We start from the raw sequence: 21927 nt of genomic DNA on the forward strand, positions 1-21927 counted from the left end.
TATGATGCCCTTCATTCACTAAATAACCTTGAAGAGACGCAAATCTATTTTCAGAATCCTGTGAAACCATTATCCCACTATTTCGTCTTATTTACAATAAACAGTGGGGATTTTTTGGAGAAATCGCTTTTTTTTGCTATGCCATTAATCAACATCGCTATTCTTATCTGGATTGAACAAAGTCTTGAGGTTGAATACATATGGAAAACGATGGCGAAGGTTGTTCTATTTCTACTGATTCCACTCATTTTATATAGGAAGTTTGGATTTCCATTCTTACGCTTACGCGGTACAGATTCTAAAAGTATGGGTATCGCAATCGCTTCGGGAATCTTAATAATGGCCGTTATCATCATGTCATTTCTCCTATTAAAGCCATTCATTAATCTCAATGAACTTATTGGCGATTTAGAAGATGCTGGTGTAACAGCTACAGTGTTCACTTTCATCGCATTCTATATCTTGTTCGGTAATTCGATACTGGAGGAGTTTTACTTCCGCGGCCTGTTGCCTAATATTATAAGCAATTCAAAAGTCCGGCTTCTTGTTCCATCCTTCCTGTTCGCAATTTACCATATCGCAATTTTTCTACCTTGGTTCAGTCCAGCACTTCTCGTAGTTGCCGTTGCAGGACTCTGGTTGGGAGGAGTGATCTTTCAGTTGGCCAATGAAAAAAGCGGAACCATTTTGCCCTCTTGGACAGTTCATATGTTTGCAGATATCGGTGTTTTACTTGTTGGAGTGTATATTATTTACTTCTATTGAAAGAATGATCAATTTGCGAACTTTACCTAATCATTCCCGCCAAAGGAAAGCCGTAAACCCATTTCAATCGTAATGAATCCGCAAATAGAAAGAAGCCGTACGCAATACCCTTGGGTAAAGGCATTGCGTACAGCTCACATCATTGTCCATTTATTAAACCGCCGCCACGACGACCGTTACTTTGAATAAATCTCCATCTACTTCAATTTTCATATTCCCATTATGCAAATCGACGATGGATTGTGCTATCGCAAGACCAAGTCCAGAACCGTCCGTTTGGCGTGATGCATCAGCCCTTTTGAATCGTTCAAACAATTCGTCGGTGTTTTCACCAAGCTCATACTTCGTCACATTTTTCACGACGAATTCCGCGTTATCTCCCACTTTTCGAAGTGTAATATAGATACGGGTACCCGGCAATGTGTATTTAATGGCGTTGACAATCAAATTATCCAGTACGCGCCACCATCTTTTCCCGTCGACATAGGCAACAAGCGTAGACTCTGGTAAGTTCACCCTAAAATCAAGGCCCGATTTCGAAATTTCTTCTTCGTGTTCTGCAAGTGCTTGTTGAAGCAATTGTGTCAAATCGACACGTTGTTTGTGAAGCTCCAAGTTACCGCTTGCCATTTTCGAAACTTCAAATAAATCCTCAATCAATGTCTTTAAACGCTGTGATTTCCTATCTAAAATATCTATATACTTTGTTCTATCTTCAGCTGTGATATCTGCCTTTTTCAATAGATCCGTGTACGTAATAATGGACGTTAATGGTGTCCTAAGATCATGACTAACGTTCGTAATAAGTTCCGTTTTTAGGCGTTCACTCTTCGCTTGTTCGGTCATGGAACTGCGGACACCTTCGCGTAGGTTATTGAGATTCCGCGCATGGTCTGCAAGCGGTGATTTTCCTTCGATTTTAATTTCCTCATGAAGGCGTCCATTCGCCATCGCTTCAGTAGCCACAATAATACGATTCAAATACGCCGTTCTTCTCACGAAAATATAGAGGAATGGCAGCCCAGCAAACAATACAAGTGGAATGTAAATCATAATTAATATGGGTTGCATAAGAACGACGGCAAACCCGATGCCCGCTAGGAAAAAGCCAATTAATAGAAGGAACGATTGAACACCAATTGAACGATTCAAAAACATCCCTTGCCATGCAAGTATAAATCTCATACTATAACTATCCTTAATTTCTTGTTTCAACACCACTTCATCTTTTATTCGCTCCATGAAATTAACCAGCTGTAACACTGTTAGAAATACGAGGAGTGTAAGGAAAACAAAAGAAATTACATATATAACCAAATTTTCGAGGCTATAAAAATAAGCATAGTCTGCAACAAACAATAAATTAATATAGAGCATCAGCAATGTTGTAACCAGCAGAGCTCCTTTTACATCGATTTTTAAATGACTATACCAGTCTGCCCCTCTTCTATCCTTCACCCAGTTCTTATTGAAACGAAACTTTGTCAACAGGAGGATTAATGCAATTAGCCCGACAATCCAAGTGCTATAGGCAATATATTTTGATTTGTTAAACCAGGCTGCAAGTTGACCATGAGACCCTTCCTGTGATATCCCTTTTGAAATGACGACAATACCCTCGAAAGTCCGATCTGGGTTTCCGATTATTGAGCGGTTACTGTCGATGTATTCCCCAGTATGGTTTCCTGTGTACTGGTATAAATCAGCATTTTTTATTCGAAGTGACTTAGCCTTGAAGTACCCTTCCTTGGAATTGTACATTCTCTTGTAGGCGGCGGGCGTTTTGACATCACCGGACGCAAACGTTTCACCCGTTTCCACATCTTTCAACTCATAGGCAACCCACCGGAAGTTATAATCGTCCACACCATTGAATCTTTCACTTACATATTGTTCAAGCGCTTCTCCTTTTTCTTCACGGACTTTTGCCTCTACATGTTTATCATCTTGGAAGTTTTTTCGAATATCATCTATTTTCACCTCTTGCTCTTTAATCAGTTCTGTTTTTAACACTTCATTGCCAGCCGCTTTCGCTTCTTCAATTCGGTCTTGATATTGGGCTGTAATATTGGAAATTTGTTCAGCCAATGTGCCGTAACGCTCACGATGTTCGTCGATTTCCTCCTTTGATACTTTGATTTGTTTTTTCTCCTTTTCCACATCAATCGGATTCAAAACGGTTGTACTAATTTTATCGTATAAATACTCCATTTCAGATTTAAAATCCTCTGTATCAACAAAGCTATTCCCGATAAACTTTGGACCCGTATTTATAAAAGAGACAAGCGCAGTTAAAAACAAGGCGATAAGAATCGACCAGACAATAAGAGGCATTCGTTTATTTTTCATATTCACACATTTCCTTTCACTATCCGGGTGAAGTAAGCAATCGCCCTACTGGAACGTTCCATTCCATTTCCGACCAGGTCAATGATGTGGGAGAAACAGTAACCGATACTCAAAGCGGCAATGACAATCGCGATGATTGACCAAACTACAGCCCAGTCATTTTTCGATTTTGTAACCAATGCCCCACACCACCTTTACATATCTCGGATTTTTCGGATCTGCTTCGATTTTTTCGCGTATTTTACGTATATGTACCGCAACGATATTTTCAGCATTGTACGCTGCTTCATTCCAAACGCGTTCGTAGATTTCGTTGATAGAAAATACACGCCCCGCATTCTTCATCAGCAACTCTGTAATTTTGTATTCAATTGGTGTCAGTTTTACCACGCCACCGTCAATAGTGATTTCCTTTGCTTCTTCATCCAGAACTAGCCCGTCGATTTCTACTTTTTTCTGGCCATCGTACGTCCCAAATTGGATATAGCGACGCAATTGTGACTTCACACGAGCCATCAACTCCATTGGATGGAACGGTTTCGTCACATAATCATCTGCACCAACGGATAGTCCATGAATTTTATCGGAGTCTTCCACCTTCGCACTCAGCATGATAATCGGGATATTGCGCGCTTCCCGAATTTTGAACGTCGCTGTAATACCATCCATATTTGGCATCATTATATCGAGAATTAGAAGATGGACATCATTCGACTCCAGTAGCTCAAGCGCCTCTACACCGTCCGCCGCCTTCAGTACCTCATAACCTTCATTTTTCAAATATATTTCAATCCCGTTACGGATGTCCTGATCGTCATCCGCTACAAGCACTGTGAATTTCGCCATCTTCCGCACCTCGCTTTTCTCTATGATACCAATTGTACCCGCCAAATCTTAACATTCACCAACTGTAATTATGAAGAAAGTCTTAAGAACAGATTATATATGTTCAATTAAAGAATCCCGTTGAATCTATTTAATGAGAGAGTTGTGATTCGGGGTGTGGATTATAGACCGCTTGGCGCTTTGGGGATGCCTCTCGCCATGAGCCTGGATTAACGCTTCGCATCCAGTCTCAGGGCTTCGGCTACCCCTTTGCTGCGCCTAAGCTGGGGTGTCCATTATCGAGAGAGTGCGGTTTGGAGTGTGGTTTGTAGATCGCTTGGCGCTTTGGGGATGCCTCTCGCCATGAGCCTGGATTAGCGCTTCGCATCCAGTCTCAGAGCTTCGGCTACCCCTTTGCCGCGCCTGCGCTGATGTGTTCATAATCGAGAGAAGTGTGATTTTGAGATGTAGATGCTGAGATTATAATGTGATTACTATTTGATACTAATTTCATTGAAGAAAGACGCACTGCAGATTGCACTAATCTCCGATAAAGAAATGCGCTTTCTTACATAGACCATCCAGCGAAGGCGCGACTTCGTGGTAGCCGAAGCGATAAGACTGAAAGCGGTCTTCTTTCTGGCTTATCGCGGGAGGCATCCACAAAGCGCAAAGCGGTATTAGCGGGATTTCTGAATCTAACTATAATGTTGGTACTTTTAATAATCACCTCCGCAATTATAGATAAAGAAATACGCTTTCTTACAAGGTCTATCCAGCTACCACGAAGCGGCAAGCGGTATTAGCAGAGTTTCTAATTCATTCACATGTCTCGTGACTTTTTCAATGGCCTCCCGTATTCATTTGTTCAACATATATATCGGCAAAAAACCCCTGGCCTCCCAAATACCGATAGGGATACCAGGGGTTTATTCATTTAACAAGCTAGACTTCTTCACTTTTTTACCACTGAGCGTCAATACGAGGATTCCGCCTAGCAACATAGCAATGCCCGTCCAGGACGTTCCGTCGAGATGCTCGCCAACCACAATAACACTCAAAACAGCTGCAGTAAGCGGTTCAGCAAGTGATAGGGTAACGGCAGAGGACGATGGAATTCTTTTTAATCCGGTTGAAAACAGGATGTACGCTACACTTGTCGTAATTATTCCAAGATACAGGACCACAGATATTCCCCGAGTAGAAATCAGACCATCCGTTTCGAATAAAAACACAAATGGCATCAGCAACAACGCACTAATAGAAAAGATGACTGCAACAGCAGGTACAGCATCCGTTTTTTCAAGTACTTCTTTGTTTACAAGTGCGTAAAAGGCAAACAATAGCCCTGCCCCAAGCGACATCGAAACACCTACTGGATTAACAACGATACCGTCTTTATTTAAAAATAGTAGTGCACACCCCGCAATCGCAAGAGCGGTAGCTGTAAGCCAAATAAATGTCGGACGGCGCTTTAACAAGAACCATTCGATGATTCCAGAAAAAACAGGCGAACTGCCGATGGTAACGACCGTCCCTATCGCGACACCGGTTAATCTGACAGAAGAAAAGAATAGATACTGGAAAATGGCCATTGAAATAGCCGCGTAAATCGTAGCTTTCCACGGCCAATTCCGGAAATCAATTTTACGCATGATTAGTAATAGAATCAGCAATGAAAAACCACCCACCGCAAGCCGTGATGCACCAACTGTCAATGGATGGATGGTTTGCGGGAGGAACGTTTGTGCAGTGCCCGTTGTTCCCCATAGGATTGCACCTAACAACACGACTGTGTAGGCAATTCGCTGCGACATGATTCAACTGCTCCTTTTCCCTATATATATAGAAGATACCATTTAATTCGAGAGTTCCAACATTTCAAGTTCACTTGACACGACTAGTAACTATGTACTATAATCACTAATTGTTCACACGTGGTTCGTAACCATCCCACGCTAAAAAACTAGGAGGAAATAAGTAATGAAAATAAAAACAATGGCCATAAGCGGGATCATTGCCGCTTTATATGTAGCCGTATCTCTATTAATAGCACCACTGGCTTATTCAGCAATCCAATTTCGTATCTCTGAGCTGTTCAACCACCTTATAGTGTTTAATAAGAAGTTCTTCTTTGGTATTGTGCTCGGAGTATTCGTCACAAACTTGTTTTCTCCACTTGGCATGTATGATCTATTTTTCGGCGTGAGTCAATCAATTATAGCTCTTTCAATCACGATATTTTCCGCTAAATTTATATCTGGAGTTTTCAAGCGAATGGTCTTCAACACACTAGTTTTCACCTTTACCATGTTCATCATTGCTTTCGAGTTAAACCTAGCATTAGAGCTCCCTTTCCTACTTACATGGTTAACAGTTGCAATCGGTGAATTTGTTGTCATGGCAATTGGAATTCCGATTATGCTGGCTTTGAATAAACGTCTAAACTTCAAGAAATTGATTTAACCGAAACAGCACTCGCCACTTTGTCTTCAACTGAATTTTCCAAGGAGGGCTTAGATGTATATCTCCATTCAAGAAGTTGCAGAATATCTTAGCATGCCCGTCGAACAAATTCAGAAGTATGTAAGAGAAGGACGGATTCGTTCTGTCCATGACGGCGAACAATTTCTAGTGAACAAAGATCAGTTTGGTCTTTATTTAGAACAGCTTGAAACATTAAAACACCAAATTGACGAATGGCGTAACGAACCCATTCCACCCGATCGCGACATTAAAGATGAAGATTGAGAAACCGGCTGAAAATCTATGGATTTTCAGCTATTTTCATTTAAATAGAGTACTCCGCATTGTCCCTGAACACGAATGGAAAGGCTTATTAACGGGAATACTTATTTAACCGCACAGTTGCTTTCATTACATTTTGCTAGTATAGTTAAAAACTGTTTCTACATTACCAGTAACACGAGGGGGAAGTATGAAGAAAATATCAAACGTTTTTTATATCACAATTGGTCTTATCATATTGACCGTTGGATATGGTGCATTCGCACCCGAAAGTTTTGAAGCCGTCACAACGAATGCCAGAAACTTTGTTGCGTCGTCATTCGGTTGGTACTATATGCTGCTCATGTCATTCATGTTAGCGCTCAGTTTCTTTTTCATCGTTAGTCCATTCGGTAAAATACGGCTTGGAAAAGACACGGATCGCCCGCAGTTCTCTACAGTCACTTGGATTGCCATGCTGTTTTCCGCCGGAATGGGAATCGGCCTTGTCTTTTACGGTGCCGCTGAACCATTATCACACTTTGCTATCAGTCCAGCCTCGGAAGATCCAAATACGGATGAAGCTTTCAAAGAATCCTTACGTCAGTCTTTCTTCCACTGGGGGATTCATATATGGGCCATGTACGGGATCATTGCGCTATCGTTAGCCTTCTTCCAGTTCCGTAAAGGGGAGCCGGGATTAATTTCAGCAACATTGAAGCCGATATTCGGTAAAAAAATGGTTGGACCATGGGGTACTCTCGTCGATGTACTCGCCGTTTTCGCAACAGCATTCGGTGTCGCTACATCACTCGGCTTCGGCGCTGTTCAAATTAATGCAGGCCTAAACTATTTATTTGATATTGAAATTAATATCTTTTCACAGTTTGTCATCATCGCATTCATAACGGTTCTGTTCGTTGCGTCCGCATGGTCTGGATTAAGCAAGGGCATCAAATACTTGTCGAATACAAACCTTGTTCTTACCCTTGCACTGCTTGGATTTATCGTCGTTCTCGGACCAACATTACTCATTTTTAATATGTTCACTGATTCGTTTGGCGGTTACTTTGCAAACCTTATCCAAATGAGTTTCGGTACAGCTCCATTGGACTCTACCGACCGGAAATGGCTTGATGATTGGACAATATTCTACTGGGCATGGTGGATTTCTTGGGCACCGTTTGTCAGTATGTTCATCGCCCGCGTTTCAAAAGGCCGAACAATTAGGGAGTTCATGATTGGCGTGCTTGCTGCACCTACATTACTGGTTACATTCTGGTTCTCAGCATTTGGTACGACAGCGATTGATATCCAGAAAAAAGGACTTGTCGACTTGACGGCTTCTAGTACAGAACTAACTATCTTTGAAATGTTCAATGTTATGCCTATGTCGTTCATCATATCAGTCTTCGCAATTTTGTTGATTGTATCTTTCTTCGTTACCTCAGCGGATTCAGCGACATTTGTCCTTGGCATGCAATCAACGAATGGTTCGTTGACTCCGCCGAATAATGTGAAGCTCATTTGGGGTGTTATCCAGTCGACAATTGCGCTGATTTTGCTTTCTGTCAACGGCCTCACCGCACTGCAAAATACGATTATCATTGCTGCGCTGCCATTTTCTTTCGTCATGCTGCTAATGGTTGTCGCGTTGCTCAAAGCGTTAAAAGCTGAATTAAAGTTGATGAATTTGAAATAATGTTAAGAAAGGCGATTCCTGAGATGGAATCGCCTTTTTCTTAACTTTTGATAAGAACCTTTTCACGTTGTCCAACCATATATAAGAAGTCTCCGATCAATGCGCTCGCTGTCGGATACATGCCTGCTCCCGGGCCTACAAGAGTAAGGGACCCTAGATAATCAGTTTCAACAATAATTGCATTATCAACACCGTCGACTCCATATAACGGATTGTCAGGACCAATTAGTACCGGACCCACACTTCCTCGCAAGACACCCTTTTCATCGATTGAAATCTCCGCGATATGCCGATAACGAAGTTTCCCCTTTAATGCTTCTGCAACATCTTCAGCTTTAACTCCATCGATTCCCACAGTCGGGATGTCTCTCCAATCAGGCTGGGCACCAAATGATAGTGCACTTAAAATCATCAGTTTTCGAAAAGCATCTTTACCACTAACATCGTCAGTCGGATCTGCTTCCGCATAACCAAGCTCTTGTGCTTCAATAAGTGCAGCCTTAAAAGAAACTTTCTCTTCCCGCATCTTTGTCAGGATGAAATTTGAGGTTCCATTTAAAATCCCTCTGACTCGTCGTACTCGATCTGCAGGTAACAAGTTTTTTACTGTACGGATAATTGGTACTCCACCCGCTGTAGTTGCTTCATAACCGACCTGAACGCCTCGGAATTCCGCGTGTTTCAATAATGCCGGGCCATGTGTCGCGAACATTTTCTTATTTGCCGTTATAATGTTTTTGCCCTTTTCGATTGCATCTGAAAGATACGTATAAGCAGGTTCCTCACCAACAATTGCCTCAAAGATGAAATCAATGTCCGGGTTCATCAGTATGTCCTGGATGTCTCCCGTCACTTTTACCCCTGGTGTTGCTAGACGTACTTTCGCTATATCGCGAACAAGGATGGCAACTATATCGATTTCACAGCCTGTTTGTTGCTTAATCTCATTCTTTCTTTCATTCAAAATTCTGTAAATCCCTTCACCTACAGTGCCGAAGCCGAGTAGAGCAACCTTGATTGACGGCATTTCGCCACCTCCATGGACTGCTTAATAACAAGTCCCCATTTTTCAGATTCTCTTAAATGGCTATAGGGCGTAACAAACTAAGAGGATTGTCATAGCCATCTTTCTTCCAAAAATTATACTGTTACAGCTACTGCTGCTTCAATAGCCTGCGCTAAATCTGCAATAATGTCTTCTGCTGATTCAAGACCGACCGATAGTCTAATTAGTTCCTCGGTAACGCCTGATTTTTTCAAATCTTCAGGGCCAAGCTGCTGGTGCGTCGTTGATGCAGGATGGATGATCAAGGATTTTGCATCGCCAACGTTAGCTACGTGCGACCAGATTTTAACGTTGTCAATTACGTTTCGACCAGCCTCACGCCCGCCTTTGATGCCGAAAACGATAATGGAGCCGAAGCCGTTTTTCAAATACTTTTTCGCAAGGTCATATGATGGGTGATCTTCGTTCCCAGTATACGTTACCCATTCAACAGATGGATGCTGTTTCAAGAATTCTGCCACTTTGATAGCATTCTCATTATGTCTTGTCACACGCAGATGCAGTGTTTCAAGTCCTTGTAAGAAGTTAAAGGCACTATCCGGATCCAAGCAAGGCCCAAAGTCTCGCAACAATTGAACACGTAGCTTAGTGGCAAACGCCGCGCCTGCAGTGTCAATTCCATAACGAAGGCCATGGTAAGATTCATCCGGCTCAGTAAAGCCTGGGAACCGTCCTTGTGTCCAATCAAACGTACCCGCATCAACAGCAACTCCACCGATTGTTGTACCATGTCCGCCAATCCATTTCGTTGCAGAGTGGATCACGACATCTGCACCAAATTCGATTGGATTTGAACCGTATGGAGATGCAAACGTACTGTCTATAAGAAGTGGTAGACCGTTTTCATGTGCAATGTCCGCAACCGCTTCAATATCAAGCACATGTAAACTTGGATTACCAATTGTTTCTGCAAATAAAGCTTTTGTTTTATCTGTAATCGCTGCGCGGAAGTTTTCAGGATCCGTTACATCGACAAATTTTACATTGATGCCGTAACGCGGAAGCGTATTAGCAAATAGATTATACGTACCACCATATAAATTGCTTGCCGCGACAATTTCATCACCTGCGCCTGCGACATTTAAGATTGAAAATGCAATAGCCGCCATTCCTGAAGATAACGCAACTGCCGCCGTTCCTCCTTCAAGAAGTGCAATACGTTCTTCAAAAACAGCAACGGTTGGATTTGTAATACGCGTATAGATGTTGCCTGCTTCTTGCAGTCCAAACAATTTTTGAGCATGTTCTGTATCACGAAATACGAATGATGAAGTTCTATGAATTGGAACTGCACGAGAACCTGTTACAGGATCGGGTTTTTGTCCACCATGTAGAAGAAGTGTTTCGGGTTTAAGTTTTGTCAAAGTCATTACCTCCAAAGTTTTTTAGATGGAATTGATTGTGATCCGCGGAGGCGCTGGGGGTATTTTGGAAATAAAAAATAACCCCCTTCGCTTAAGAAGAGGGTTACGCTTTCGCTTTTTCCTCCCCTTATCTTTCAGATCCATCGAACCGATCTGTAGGAAGTAGCACCTTTACAAGCTGGTCGCTTGTCGGTTGCCGGGCATCGCAGGGCCTATTCCCTCCGCCGCTCTTGATAAGAGTTTGTATCATTCAGTTTTCCATCTTGTGACATAGTATAGTAGATAGCGCGAGACAAAGTCAAGAGATTATTAAATAATTTTTCTGAACCTTGCGTTTACCTCTAATGTTACAATTAATTTACCAATGTTTTGGAGGAATGGTTATGTGGTTATGGATTACAAGTGTACTAGTTTCGGGATATGCCATCGGTTGCTTACATGGATCGGTTGTCGCACAGATAATTTCGGGCGTTAACCTAAAAGAAACCGGGGTGAAAAATGCCGGTGCTTCGAATGCCACAATCGTTCTCGGGAAAAAATTCGGCGCACTGGTTGCTGCAATCGATATCGGTAAAGGTGCAGTAGCTGTCCTATTTGTGAGATATTTTGCAGAGAATGCAGGACTTCCAGGAGAAATTGTAGCTTTACTATTATTCCTCGCGGGTACTGCAACCGTGATTGGGCACAACTTCCCGTTTTATATGAAGTTCAACGGCGGCAAAGGAACCGCCACGATTATTGGCGTGCTGCTCGCCATCGACTGGAAGGTTGGACTCGTTGGTTTTGCATTATTTGTCATCGTGGCGCTAGTAACAGACTTTCTCGTGTTTGGCGTGCTGATGCTGTACGTGACGCTCATCGCGATGGCAGTTTGGGCAGAAGGATACGGGCCCATTATAGCGGCAGTATTATTATTCGGCATCGCAATTTGGAAACATATCGAGAACTTCCGTCGGATGAAAAACCGTAGCGAGAAACAGGTTTCTACAGTTTTTAAAAAGAAAACATCTAAAAACTAAGGGTTTTCCAACAATTAGGAAACAGAGGTGAATACACACCTCTACCCATTTGTATCATTCGTTTTCTTTAAACACTTTCTTTACAACAGCAATAATGAAATCTACATCTTCGTCAGTACAGGACAATGGCGGACTGAGTGCTAAAATATTATTATAACCAGCTACCGTATCGCCATTTCTTCCGATAATAAGTCCATTTGCCTTGCATTCCCCGATAATTTTGGCGACACGCGCATTGGAAGCAGGTTCTTTCGTTTTCTTGTCTTCAACTAGTTCAATTCCTAAGAGGAAACCGAGACCGCGGATATCACCAACAAACGGGTGCTGCTTTAGGCTTGCCAACTCTTTTTGAAGACGCTCACCAAGCTCGGCAGACCGTTCAATAAGGCTTTCGTTCTCAATAATTTCGAGGTTCTTCAATGCCACGGCACAAGCTGCAGGATTCCCGCCAAAAGTATTGATATGACGGAAGTGGCTATTTTCTTCACCTGTGTCAAACTTTTCGTAAATATCTTTTCGCACAGCTGTAACTGATAACGGTAAGTAGGCGCTTGTCAGCCCTTTCGCCATCGTAATGATGTCCGGCTTTACGTTAAAGTGCTGATGGCCAAATGCTTTTCCAGTTCGTCCGAATCCACAGATAACCTCATCAATGATTAGAAGGACGCCGTGGCGATTACAGATTTCTTGAACTTTTTCCAAGTAAATCGGATGTGGGATCAAGACTCCGCCACCAGTAATAAGAGGCTCCATAATAATCCCGGCAATTGTTTCTTTCTGCTCCCAAATAACTTTTTCTTCAAACTCTAGCGCACGTTGTATGTTATATTCTTCAACTGATTGATTTGCCGGCCTGCGGTAATTATCAGGTGGTGCAATATGCAGAAACCCTGGAACGAGCTGTTCATATTTATATTTCCGTAGAGCTTGACCAGTGGCTGAGAGCGCACCCATAGAACTACCATGGTAAGCCCGGTAACGTGAGATGAATTTGTAGCGTGACGGTTCCCCATTTTGTTGATGGTATTGGCGTGCAAGCTTGAATGCCACTTCGTTGGCATCAGATCCGCTATTCGAATAAAAAAATACATAATCTCCGCCTAGCATTTCATTCAACTTTTCAGCAAGCTCAATGGCAGGTTCATGGCTTTGGGTCATAGGTGCATAGGCCAGTTTTTTCATCTGTTCATACGCAGCTTTCGCGAGTTCCTCACGCCCGTATCCGACGTTCACACACCAGAGTCCAGACATTCCATCCAAGTAACGATTACCTTTATGATCGGTGATCCAAGCCCCTTTTCCGCTTTCGACGATCATCGGGGGATTCTTTTCATTGTTGGCGGATATGTGATGCCATATATTTTGACGATCCTTTTCAACTAATGACGATGTATCCTTTATCACTTTTGTCATTTTCTTATCCCTCTTTCTCCATCAATAGTAGTAACAAATCAATTCCGATTACTTGGAAAGTCGAATGCAACACCTTTTTTGATATCTGTAGTTTCTGGCCATCTTTCTGACACCGTTTTAATTTTCGTGAAGAATCGAACAGTATCCGGTCCGAACATATGACTTTCACCAAATTTTGAACGCTTCCAGCCTCCAAAGTTGTGATAGCCTACCGGTATCGGAATGGGTACATTGACACCTACCATACCGACTTCAACCTTCTCCGTGAATTCGCGGGCTGCAGGACCATTCTGCGTAAAGATCGTGACCCCATTTCCAAATTCATGGCCATTTACCAAATCAATCGCTTCACCCAGATTGTTTACACGAACTACTATCCTTGCCGGTCCAAACACTTCTTGCCGATAAACCTCCATATCCGGTGTAACGTTGTCCAGTAAAGTTGCTCCTAAATAGTACCCATTGCTATTTTTGCCTGTGTCGGGATTACGGCCATCTACACAGAGTTTTGCTCCTTCTAGTAAGCTGTCTTCAATCGATTTGAGTACTGCTTCTTTGGATTGTTGTGTGATGACCGGCCCAAAGTCGGCTTGTTCATCGTCATACGAACCCACTCTCAACTCTTCTACTTTCTTTATTAACTTCTCAACAAATATGTCGGCCGTCTTTTTACCAACAGGCATCGCGACAGACAGGGCCATACAACGCTGAGAAGCCGCTCCATACGCAGCCCCAAGGAATGAGTCAACTGCAAAATCGATATCAGCATCAGGCATGATGATCATATGGTTTTTCCCACCACCGAATGCGGCTACCCGTTTATGATGTCGACTGGCTTCCTCATAAATATATTCCGCCACTTTTGTGGAACCGACGAAACTGACTGCCATCACTTTTGGATGTGTGATTAACGCATCCACCGCTTCCTTATCACCATTCACCACACTCCATACCCCAGCAGGAAGCCCAGCCTTTTCCCAAAGCTCCGATATGAACAGTGCAGAATTTGGTACGCGCTCAGATGGTTTTAATACAACAGAGTTTCCGCATACAAGTGCCATTGTTGTCATCGCAACCGGTACCATTACCGGGAAATTGAAGGGTGAAATACATGTGACAACGCCAAGCGGCTGTTTAATGGAGAAGGAGTTAATGTTTCCGCCTACATCAGTTGAATGCTCGCCTTTTAATAGATGCGGTGCATTAATTGCAAAATCGACCGCTTCAATTGCACGGCTAATTTCTCCTTTTGCATCCGAAATTGTTTTACCGTTTTCCCGCCCAATCGTTCTAGCAAGTTCATCAGTTGCATCTATTAGTAACGTCCGGAAGTTGAACAGTACTTCTACCCTTTTTGCAACGGGGGTTTTCCTCCATGTGTTAAAAGCATTATCTGCGGCCTCTACGGCTTGGTTCACATCTTTAGCTGTTGCGTAAGGGCAGTCAGCAGTTTTTTCTCCTGTGGACGGGTTATAAATAGGTCCATAACGTTCAGATGCCCCTTCCGATTTCACCCCGCCAATAAAATGATATAGCTTGTCCACCGATTTATTTTCGCCTACAACACGATCTAGCTTGTTCATAATTTAATTAACCCCCTGTTTTCGTTTTTAAAAATTGATAACACGATTCCTTTCGAGCATTTAAAATTGCTAAACTGAATTCCGCTTTTCCTTATCAGTATATTAATAGAAATTTCGACTTCTGCTTTACGTTTTGTAAAATCAAAGCCACATTGACTATACATTTTGTCCAAAATTGAATGTAGTTCCCTTACAACACCTACTCCAATCAACATATTTGACTACTGCACTAGAGGAAACCTCCCCATTTAAGACTCCTTTTCTAGATTAATCAGTACACAGTCTAGGGTTCGCATAATCAACATCAAAAAAATAGCGAGCCTTAACTCCAGTAATATCGGAGTAAAGCTCGCCTACGCTATATTCATATGTCCTACTTATATACCTATATCAAGCTTCGTTTTCCTTAAATACTTTCTTCATAACTGCAACAATGAAATCAAAATCTTCATCGGTACAAGACAACGGCGGGCTCAGCGCCAGGATATTATTAAAGCCTGCGACGGTATCGCCATTTCTACCAATGATAAGCCCATTTGCCTTGCAATCCCCGATAATTTTCGCGACACGGGCATTGGATGCAGGCTCTTTCGTTTCTTTGTCTTCAACAAGCTCAATTCCAAGAAGGAAGCCGAGGCCACGAATATCGCCAACGAATGGATGGTCTTTCAAGCTAGCTAGCTCTTTTAGCAGTCGCTCACCAAGTTCAGCGGATCGATCAAAAAGATTTTCTCTTTCCATGATTTCTAGGTTCTTTAATGCGACTGCACAAGCAGCAGGATTTCCACCAAATGTATTCACATGACGGAAATGACTGTTTTCTTCGCCTGTATCAAACTTTTCGTAGATATCTTTTCTGATTGCAGTTACAGATAGTGGCAGGTAAGCACTCGTTAGTCCTTTCGCCATCGTAATAATATCTGGCTTCAAATTAAAGTGCTGATGGCCAAACGCTTTCCCAGTCCGACCGAATCCGCAAATCACTTCATCAACAATTAGCAAGACTCCGTGACGGTTACAGATTTCTTGAACTTTTTCAAGATAGATTGGGTGTGGAATTAAGATGCCGCCGCCCGTAATAAGTGGCTCCATAATAATCCCGGCAATCGTCTCTTTCTGCTCCCAAATAATTTTCTCTTCAAACTCCTGGGCACGTTGAATATTATATTCTTCGATTGATTGCCCCGCTGGTCTGCGATAATTATCTGGCGGCGCTACATGTAAGAATCCTGGCGCAAGCGGTTCATACTTGTATTTCCGTAATGCCTGCCCTGTTGCTGCCATTGCGCCCATCGAACTTCCATGGTAGGCCCGGTAACGGGAGATGAATTTGAAACGGGACGGTTCTCCATTCTGTTGGTGATATTGACGCGCAAGTTTAAAAGCTACTTCGTTCGCATCAGAACCACTATTGGAATAAAAAATCTTATAATCGCCGCCAAGCATTTCACTTAACTTTTCAGCAAGCAAAATTGCCGGTTCGTGACTTTGCGTCATCGGTACATACGCCAGTTTTTTCAGCTGTTCATATGCGGCTTGTGCAAGTTCCTCACGCCCATACCCAACATTCACGGCCCAAAGCCCGGACATTCCATCTAGATAACGATCACCGTTATGATCTGTGATCCATGCTCCTTCTCCACTTTCTACGATCATCGGCGGATTTTTTTCATTATAAGCGGAAATGTGATGCCACACATTTTCACGGTCTTTTTGAACTAATGACTTTGTCGTTTCTTTAGCTGTTGTCAATTGCCCCACTCCCTTTTTATAGCTGAAGCCTACATCAGCAGAACCTCAGCATTTATCCCCTATTTTGAACGACCCCGTTACGATTAGTGGCGTGCTGTCAACATTTTCTTCCGTGTGTAAAATTCGATTCCATCACGGCCATTCGCGTGAAGATCACCGTAAAACGACTTCTTGTAACCAGAGAACGGGAAGAATGCCATTGGAGCTGGAACGCCAAGGTTAATGCCAAGCATCCCCGCATCGATTTCTTCTCTGAACTGGCGAATCGCTTTCGCGCTGTCTGTGAACAAACAAGCTCCGTTTGCAAAATCCGACTTATTTGCAAGCTCGATCGCTTCCTCTAATGTATCCACTCGAACAACTGACAATACAGGAGCAAAAATCTCTTCTTTCCAAATTTTCATTTCTGTTGTCACATTGTCGAAAATCGTCGGTCCGACGAAGTAACCGCCTTCAGAAGTGGACTTATCATCGCGGCCATCACGTAACAGTTTCGCGCCCTCTTCAACGCCTGACTCGATGTAATCAAGTGTCTTGTTTTTATGTGAATCCCTAATGACCGGCCCAAGGAATATCCCTTCTTCCAAGCCATTACCAATTGTCATTTTATTAGATTCATCTACTAATCTTCCGACTAATTCATCCGCAACATCGCCGACTGCAACAACCACAGCACAAGCCATGCATCTCTCCCCTGCGGATCCAAACGCGGCATTAATAATATTGGTTACCGTCGCATCCATATCCGCATCCGGCATGACGATTGTATGGTTTTTCGCGCCCGCTAATGCTTGAACACGTTTGCCATTCGACGTTCCCGTTTTGTAGACGTATTCAGCAACTGGCTGTGAACCTACAAACGATACTGCCGGAATATCTGGGTGATTTAGAATACCGTTCACGACGTCATGTGCGCCGTGTACGATATTGAATACACCATCCGGCAGACCTGCTTCATGCAGCAATTCCCCAAGACGGTTTGCCAGGAGTGGAGTCCGCTCAGATGGCTTAAGGATAAACGTATTCCCGCTCGCAATGGCTAACGGGAACATCCAGCACGGCACCATCATCGGAAAGTTGAATGGTGTAATCCCTCCAATGACCCCAATCGGATAGCGGTACATGCCCGATTCAACGTTCGTTGCAATATCAGGAAGCTGATAACCCATCATTAATGTAGGCGCACCTGCCGCAAACTCGACACACTCAATACCGCGCAGCACTTCACCATAAGCTTCAGCATAGTTTTTTCCGTTTTCAATCGTAATAATTCTTGCAAGTGCGTCCCAGTTCTCTATTAGCAATTGCTGATATTTAAATAAGATTCTTGAACGTTGTGGCACAGCAACCTTCTTCCATTTTGCAAATGCTGTTTTCGCTGCCTCTACTGCTAGGTTTAAATCTTCAAGCGTAGATATGGGAACTTCCGCAAGGATTTCTCCCGTCGCCGGATTCGGTACCTCTTCATATTTATCTGTCGTTGATTTTACCCATTGTCCATTGATGAAATTTGTAAGCGTTTTCTTCTCTACTGCTGTGATTGTCATTTTTATTCCTCCTATTCTATTGGTCTTGCTAGTTGACTCTGATTTATTTAGGCTTCATACTATACTTTACAGACTATTTAGATACTTAACACTTTACATAATGTAAAATCGTTAGTTTAGTATTTTAACATTTGGGAGGGATTTATAAATATGAGTGATTTAATCTTTACAGTGAAAGACGTCCTTGCTCGTAATTCTTTCAAGTCCGCGAAACTAATCGCTGGTATTGAAGGACTAGATAGACGGGTGAAGTGGTCGCATATTTTAGAAACAGGAGAATTTGATTCGCTAATAAATGGAGGCGAACTTATTCTTACAACAGGTGTAGGTTTACAACTTGATCTCCCTTCCCAACTAAAATATGTGAAAAAACTAATAGAAAAAGATGTCGCAGGGATCTGTATAGAAATCGGACCTCATTTACAAGAGATTCCTCCTGAATTAGTCATGTTAGCCAATGAAAATAATTTCCCAATCATATTATTCAAGGAAATTGTAAAGTTTGTCGACATTACCCAAGACCTTCATACTTTCATCATTAATCAACATCACGAGATGCTTTCCCAACTCGATCATCTGTCGAGAAAATTCATTTCATTATCACTTACACACAACGGTATTCTAAAAATCCTTCGTGAACTACATGAACATTTTCAAGAGAACGTATTTTTTATTAACGATGATGCGAAACCATATTATTATCCATCAGAAATTAAAAGCTTAGATAAATCACTCCGTTCATATGTTAAAAGTTCCTCAATGGATAACACGGAACAAAGAACCTTTACGCTCGGTGATGATACATTCGCACTAATGCCCGTTCGAGTCCTTGGCCAAGTTTGGGGGAATTTGTACATACAAATAAAACACCCTCCACTATCAGAGGAATTTTTCTATCTTATTTTAGACCGCGCTAGCCTTGCTATAGCACAAATATTATTGCGGACTAGGACAATCGAAGAACGTAAACAAAACTCAGAAGATAAACTCGTTCAAAACCTAATAAACGGCCGGGAGTATGAACAAGACGATCTTCAAGCTTATTTTCCTCCCCCTAGCCGCAATATGCATTTCAGAGTTTTTATTATTCAAATAGACTCGCCAGTAATTAACCTCAGCGAAGAGGACTTGGATGAAATAAAACTTCAAAGATCTATAGTGATTCGTTCCCTTTTCAAAAGACATGGTTTTTTCCCTGCAGTTTCAGTTAGAAGAAATGAGATTACAGTCATTGCTTCATTCATCGCAGCCGATCATTTAAAAAAGGAAACAGATAGATTCTCACAAATCACACACGACATCCTCAAAATGAAAGAAAACAACTTTATAGATGGGGAAAAATGTACTTTCGGCGTAAGCACAGTCTACACCGCTATTTCAGATATAAAGAAAGGTTTCAAAGAAGCTCATAAGGTGCTGAAGCTACATGAATCTGAAATAACTACAAGTAATTTCTATGAAAGCTTAGGGATTTACAGACTACTGCTTTTATTAAAAAAGAGCGGCCATCTTGAAACATACATTAATGAATACTTGGGGGCTGTGCTCGAATTCGATCAGAAGTTGAATAGCAATCTCTTCGAGACACTCCGCGTCTATCTTGAATGTAGTGGATCAAAAAAAGAAACTTCAGATCGACTGTTCATCGTCAGACAAACTCTGTACCACCGACTTGATCGATTGGAAACACTTCTTGGAAAAGATTTTATGGAACCAGCGAATCGCCTCGCTATCGAAACCGCCGTTAAGGCTTATGAATTGGTAATAGGGACTACACACAAAAATGATGTTGTCACAATTATTACATGACGATAATAATTACTTGTAAATATTCAGACATATTTTAACAATACTAAGCGAGATGGTCTAATAGCGCTTCTTTCATAAATAATTCCCCCATCAATAACTGGCATAACAATTTATGCAGCTAGATGGGGGTATTCAATGTAGCATTCGCAACACGATTCACAAAGTATATAACCACAAGCTCGTTTAAATATTTCGCACATTGCGTGTGCCTGATTGAGTCAATTTGAACGTGGATCCATAATATCTCTAATTGCATTACTTAACATATAAAACCCTAAAACCATTAACGTGATTGCAACACCCGGCGCATAGGTATACCACGGTGCGCTTGCTAAATACGATTGAGAATCCCTTAACATACGTCCCCAACTAGGATCTGGCGGCTGAACACCCAGCCCTAAATAACTTAAGCTTGCTTCTGCCAACATTGCAATTGCAAAACTTATGGATGCCGCAACAATAAGAGGAGACGAAACGTTCGGAAGTATATGCTTAAACATAATGTTAAACGGCTTCACACCTACCAATTTTGCCGATAGAACGTACTCAAACTCCTTATGTTGAATAAATCCACTTCGGGCGATTCTTGCTATAGTGGGGATCGCTATTATACCTAGAGCAATCGAGGTATTTAGCATTCCCGGACCAAAAACAGCTACTAGCATCAAGGCTAATATAATCCCTGGAAAAGCCATTAATGCATCCATAATTCTCATAAAAACCTCATCAACCCATCCGCCTACATAACCCGCAATTCCACCAATTAGAGTGCCAAAAATCATCCCTATGCACACAGTTACTGTACCTACAAAGAAAGCTGTTTGGGTCCCCTTCATAATTCTGCTAAAGATATCTCTTCCAAATTCATCTGTCCCAAACCAATGCACACCGTTTGGACTTTGCAGTTTGTTCGCGACACTCATCTCATTCACATCATGCGGTGTATATATAAAACTTAGAAGCATTAACAGTAAAAAAGTTAATAATATGAGGAGGCCCATGATTAAATTTATATTTTTCCCGTGACCCATTAGTGACTTCATGTTGACCTCCTTATGTCAATCGTATTCGTGGATCAAGAATCGAATATAATATATCCACCAAGAAGTTGATAAAAACAACTGCAAGTGTGATGTACATGACTATGCCTTGTACTAGTGGAAAATCACGATAACTAATAGATGTTATTAATAATTTACCTATGCCAGGCAAACCAAAAACTTGTTCAACAATAATTGTTCCCGCGATAACTTCTGCAGTTATTAGGCCAAATATTGTCAGTATCGGGATCATCGAATTTCTTAACACATGCTTGTAAAGAACCTTCTTTTCTTTGATTCCTTTACTCCGAAGCGTACGCACGTAATCTAATCGTAATTGTTCCAAAATAGCATTCCTTACATAGCGAAATTTAACTGCTATTTGAGGAATCGCAATTGTCAGTGCTGGTAACAATAATGCTCCTAATGCACCTGTTACACTTTGTGTCCAAGGCACATATCCACTAACAGAAAAAAACTTAAAATTCATTCCAAGATATAAAATCAATAACATCCCTAACCAAAAGGAAGGGATTGCCATCCCTAATTGGGTAACTGTAGAGAAAACAACATCACTTAATTTGTTTTGTCTTTTCGCTACAAAAATACCCAGAGGGATAGCAACAACCACTACGATAGTTAGCGTCATAATAGCCAAGGAGATGGTAACTGGTAATCGATCCAGAATCAATTCTGAGACTGGTTTTGAAAAACGGATTGATTGCCCTAAATCTCCTGTCATTAGCCCTTTAATCCACTCAAAATATTGGGTGTGAAGTGGTTGATCTAAACCAAGTTGCGCTTTTAAAGTCGCTATTTGCGCCTCGTCAGCGTCTGGGCCTAACATAATACGGATAGGGTCTCCTGGCATGACTTGAAAAACGGCGAAGGTAATAACGGATACTAGTGCCACAGTAACAATGAATAATATAACTCTACGTATGATATAAGCCATATTTTCTGTTC

The 21927-nt window shown here is 41.9% G+C and carries 18 protein-coding genes and 2 riboswitches; of the genes, 6 read left to right on the forward strand and 12 right to left on the reverse strand.

Translation table 11 applies throughout. The features are described from left to right. The first annotated feature begins 114 nt into the window (after nucleotides 1-114). Entirely contained in the window at nucleotides 115-765 is a 651-nt protein-coding gene (locus AC1TO6_RS09105) for a CPBP family intramembrane glutamic endopeptidase (protein ID WP_482101284.1), read from the forward strand. Between the two features lie 153 nt (nucleotides 766-918). On the opposite strand, the gene AC1TO6_RS09110 is transcribed toward AC1TO6_RS09105, so the two are convergent. The 4 genes from AC1TO6_RS09110 to AC1TO6_RS09125 all read right to left on the reverse strand — a co-directional run bounded on the left by AC1TO6_RS09110 (nucleotide 919) and on the right by AC1TO6_RS09125 (nucleotide 5756). Beyond that, the gene (locus AC1TO6_RS09110) at nucleotides 919-3114 is read right to left on the reverse strand and encodes a sensor histidine kinase (RefSeq protein ID WP_482101285.1); all 2196 of its coding nucleotides are present in this window, start codon (nucleotides 3112-3114) and stop codon (nucleotides 919-921) included. Between the two features lie 2 nt (nucleotides 3115-3116). Further along, nucleotides 3117-3293: a hypothetical protein gene (locus AC1TO6_RS09115; protein WP_482101286.1), complete on the reverse strand. Its 177-nt coding sequence runs from the start codon at nucleotides 3291-3293 to the stop codon at nucleotides 3117-3119. Beyond that, entirely contained in the window at nucleotides 3271-3960 is a 690-nt protein-coding gene (locus AC1TO6_RS09120) for a response regulator transcription factor (protein ID WP_482101287.1), read from the reverse strand. Before AC1TO6_RS09120 ends, AC1TO6_RS09115 begins: the two co-directional genes overlap by 23 nt. A 908-nt stretch (nucleotides 3961-4868) precedes the next feature. Beyond that, nucleotides 4869-5756, reverse strand: coding sequence for a DMT family transporter (locus AC1TO6_RS09125; RefSeq protein WP_482101288.1), 888 nt, complete (start codon nucleotides 5754-5756; stop codon nucleotides 4869-4871). A gap of 114 nt (nucleotides 5757-5870) precedes the next feature. After that, nucleotides 5871-5915: riboswitch (PreQ1 riboswitch) on the forward strand. Between the two features lie 7 nt (nucleotides 5916-5922). Between AC1TO6_RS09125 and AC1TO6_RS09130 the strand changes: the two genes are divergently transcribed. The 3 genes from AC1TO6_RS09130 (at nucleotide 5923) to AC1TO6_RS09140 (ending at nucleotide 8368) form a co-directional block, all read left to right on the forward strand. Then, the gene (locus AC1TO6_RS09130) at nucleotides 5923-6405 is read left to right on the forward strand and encodes a QueT transporter family protein (RefSeq protein WP_482101289.1); all 483 of its coding nucleotides are present in this window, start codon (nucleotides 5923-5925) and stop codon (nucleotides 6403-6405) included. Between the two features lie 54 nt (nucleotides 6406-6459). Further along, nucleotides 6460-6690, forward strand: coding sequence for an excisionase family DNA-binding protein (locus AC1TO6_RS09135; RefSeq protein WP_482101290.1), 231 nt, complete (start codon nucleotides 6460-6462; stop codon nucleotides 6688-6690). A gap of 187 nt (nucleotides 6691-6877) precedes the next feature. Then, the gene (locus AC1TO6_RS09140) at nucleotides 6878-8368 is read left to right on the forward strand and encodes a BCCT family transporter (RefSeq protein WP_482101291.1); all 1491 of its coding nucleotides are present in this window, start codon (nucleotides 6878-6880) and stop codon (nucleotides 8366-8368) included. 40 nt (nucleotides 8369-8408) lie between these two features. Here AC1TO6_RS09140 and AC1TO6_RS09145 read toward each other — a convergent pair whose 3' ends face one another. Continuing rightward, nucleotides 8409-9395, reverse strand: a complete 987-nt coding sequence (locus tag AC1TO6_RS09145; protein WP_482101292.1) for a homoserine dehydrogenase — start codon at nucleotides 9393-9395, stop codon at nucleotides 8409-8411. 113 nt (nucleotides 9396-9508) lie between these two features. Then, entirely contained in the window at nucleotides 9509-10798 is a 1290-nt protein-coding gene (locus tag AC1TO6_RS09150; protein WP_482101293.1) for an O-acetylhomoserine aminocarboxypropyltransferase/cysteine synthase family protein, read from the reverse strand. Nucleotides 10799-10922: 124 nt separating this feature from the next. Beyond that, a riboswitch (SAM riboswitch) is annotated at nucleotides 10923-11038 on the reverse strand. Between the two features lie 143 nt (nucleotides 11039-11181). Here AC1TO6_RS09150 and AC1TO6_RS09155 point away from each other — a divergent pair. Next, complete coding sequence (locus AC1TO6_RS09155; protein ID WP_482101294.1) at nucleotides 11182-11817, forward strand: glycerol-3-phosphate acyltransferase; 636 nt, start codon at nucleotides 11182-11184, stop codon at nucleotides 11815-11817. Nucleotides 11818-11871: 54 nt separating this feature from the next. Here the strand turns inward: AC1TO6_RS09155 and AC1TO6_RS09160 are convergent, their stop codons facing one another. From AC1TO6_RS09160 to AC1TO6_RS09175, 4 genes are all read right to left on the reverse strand, one after another. Continuing rightward, complete coding sequence (locus tag AC1TO6_RS09160) at nucleotides 11872-13230, reverse strand: aminotransferase (RefSeq protein ID WP_482101295.1); 1359 nt, start codon at nucleotides 13228-13230, stop codon at nucleotides 11872-11874. A gap of 38 nt (nucleotides 13231-13268) precedes the next feature. Then, nucleotides 13269-14813 (reverse strand): CoA-acylating methylmalonate-semialdehyde dehydrogenase, encoded by a 1545-nt coding sequence (locus AC1TO6_RS09165; RefSeq protein ID WP_482101296.1) that lies wholly within the window; start codon nucleotides 14811-14813, stop codon nucleotides 13269-13271. Nucleotides 14814-15203: 390 nt separating this feature from the next. Beyond that, nucleotides 15204-16565 carry an aminotransferase gene (locus AC1TO6_RS09170; protein WP_482101297.1) on the reverse strand — a complete coding sequence of 454 codons (1362 nt, stop codon included), beginning with the start codon at nucleotides 16563-16565 and terminating at the stop codon, nucleotides 15204-15206. 83 nt (nucleotides 16566-16648) lie between these two features. Then, on the reverse strand, nucleotides 16649-18112 hold the full coding sequence (locus tag AC1TO6_RS09175; RefSeq protein ID WP_482101298.1) for a CoA-acylating methylmalonate-semialdehyde dehydrogenase: 1464 nt from the start codon (nucleotides 18110-18112) through the stop codon (nucleotides 16649-16651). A gap of 150 nt (nucleotides 18113-18262) precedes the next feature. Between AC1TO6_RS09175 and AC1TO6_RS09180 the strand changes: the two genes are divergently transcribed. Further along, nucleotides 18263-19921, forward strand: a complete 1659-nt coding sequence (locus tag AC1TO6_RS09180) for a PucR family transcriptional regulator (RefSeq protein WP_482101299.1) — start codon at nucleotides 18263-18265, stop codon at nucleotides 19919-19921. Nucleotides 19922-20139: 218 nt separating this feature from the next. On the opposite strand, the gene AC1TO6_RS09185 is transcribed toward AC1TO6_RS09180, so the two are convergent. Together AC1TO6_RS09185 and AC1TO6_RS09190 are read right to left on the reverse strand one after the other, a co-directional pair. Next, complete coding sequence (locus AC1TO6_RS09185) at nucleotides 20140-20964, reverse strand: ABC transporter permease (protein WP_482101300.1); 825 nt, start codon at nucleotides 20962-20964, stop codon at nucleotides 20140-20142. A gap of 10 nt (nucleotides 20965-20974) precedes the next feature. Then, nucleotides 20975-21916, reverse strand: coding sequence for an ABC transporter permease (locus AC1TO6_RS09190; RefSeq protein ID WP_482101301.1), 942 nt, complete (start codon nucleotides 21914-21916; stop codon nucleotides 20975-20977). Nucleotides 21917-21927: the final 11 nt, after the last annotated feature.

Source organism: Sporosarcina sp. Y352 (genome assembly GCF_056786535.1).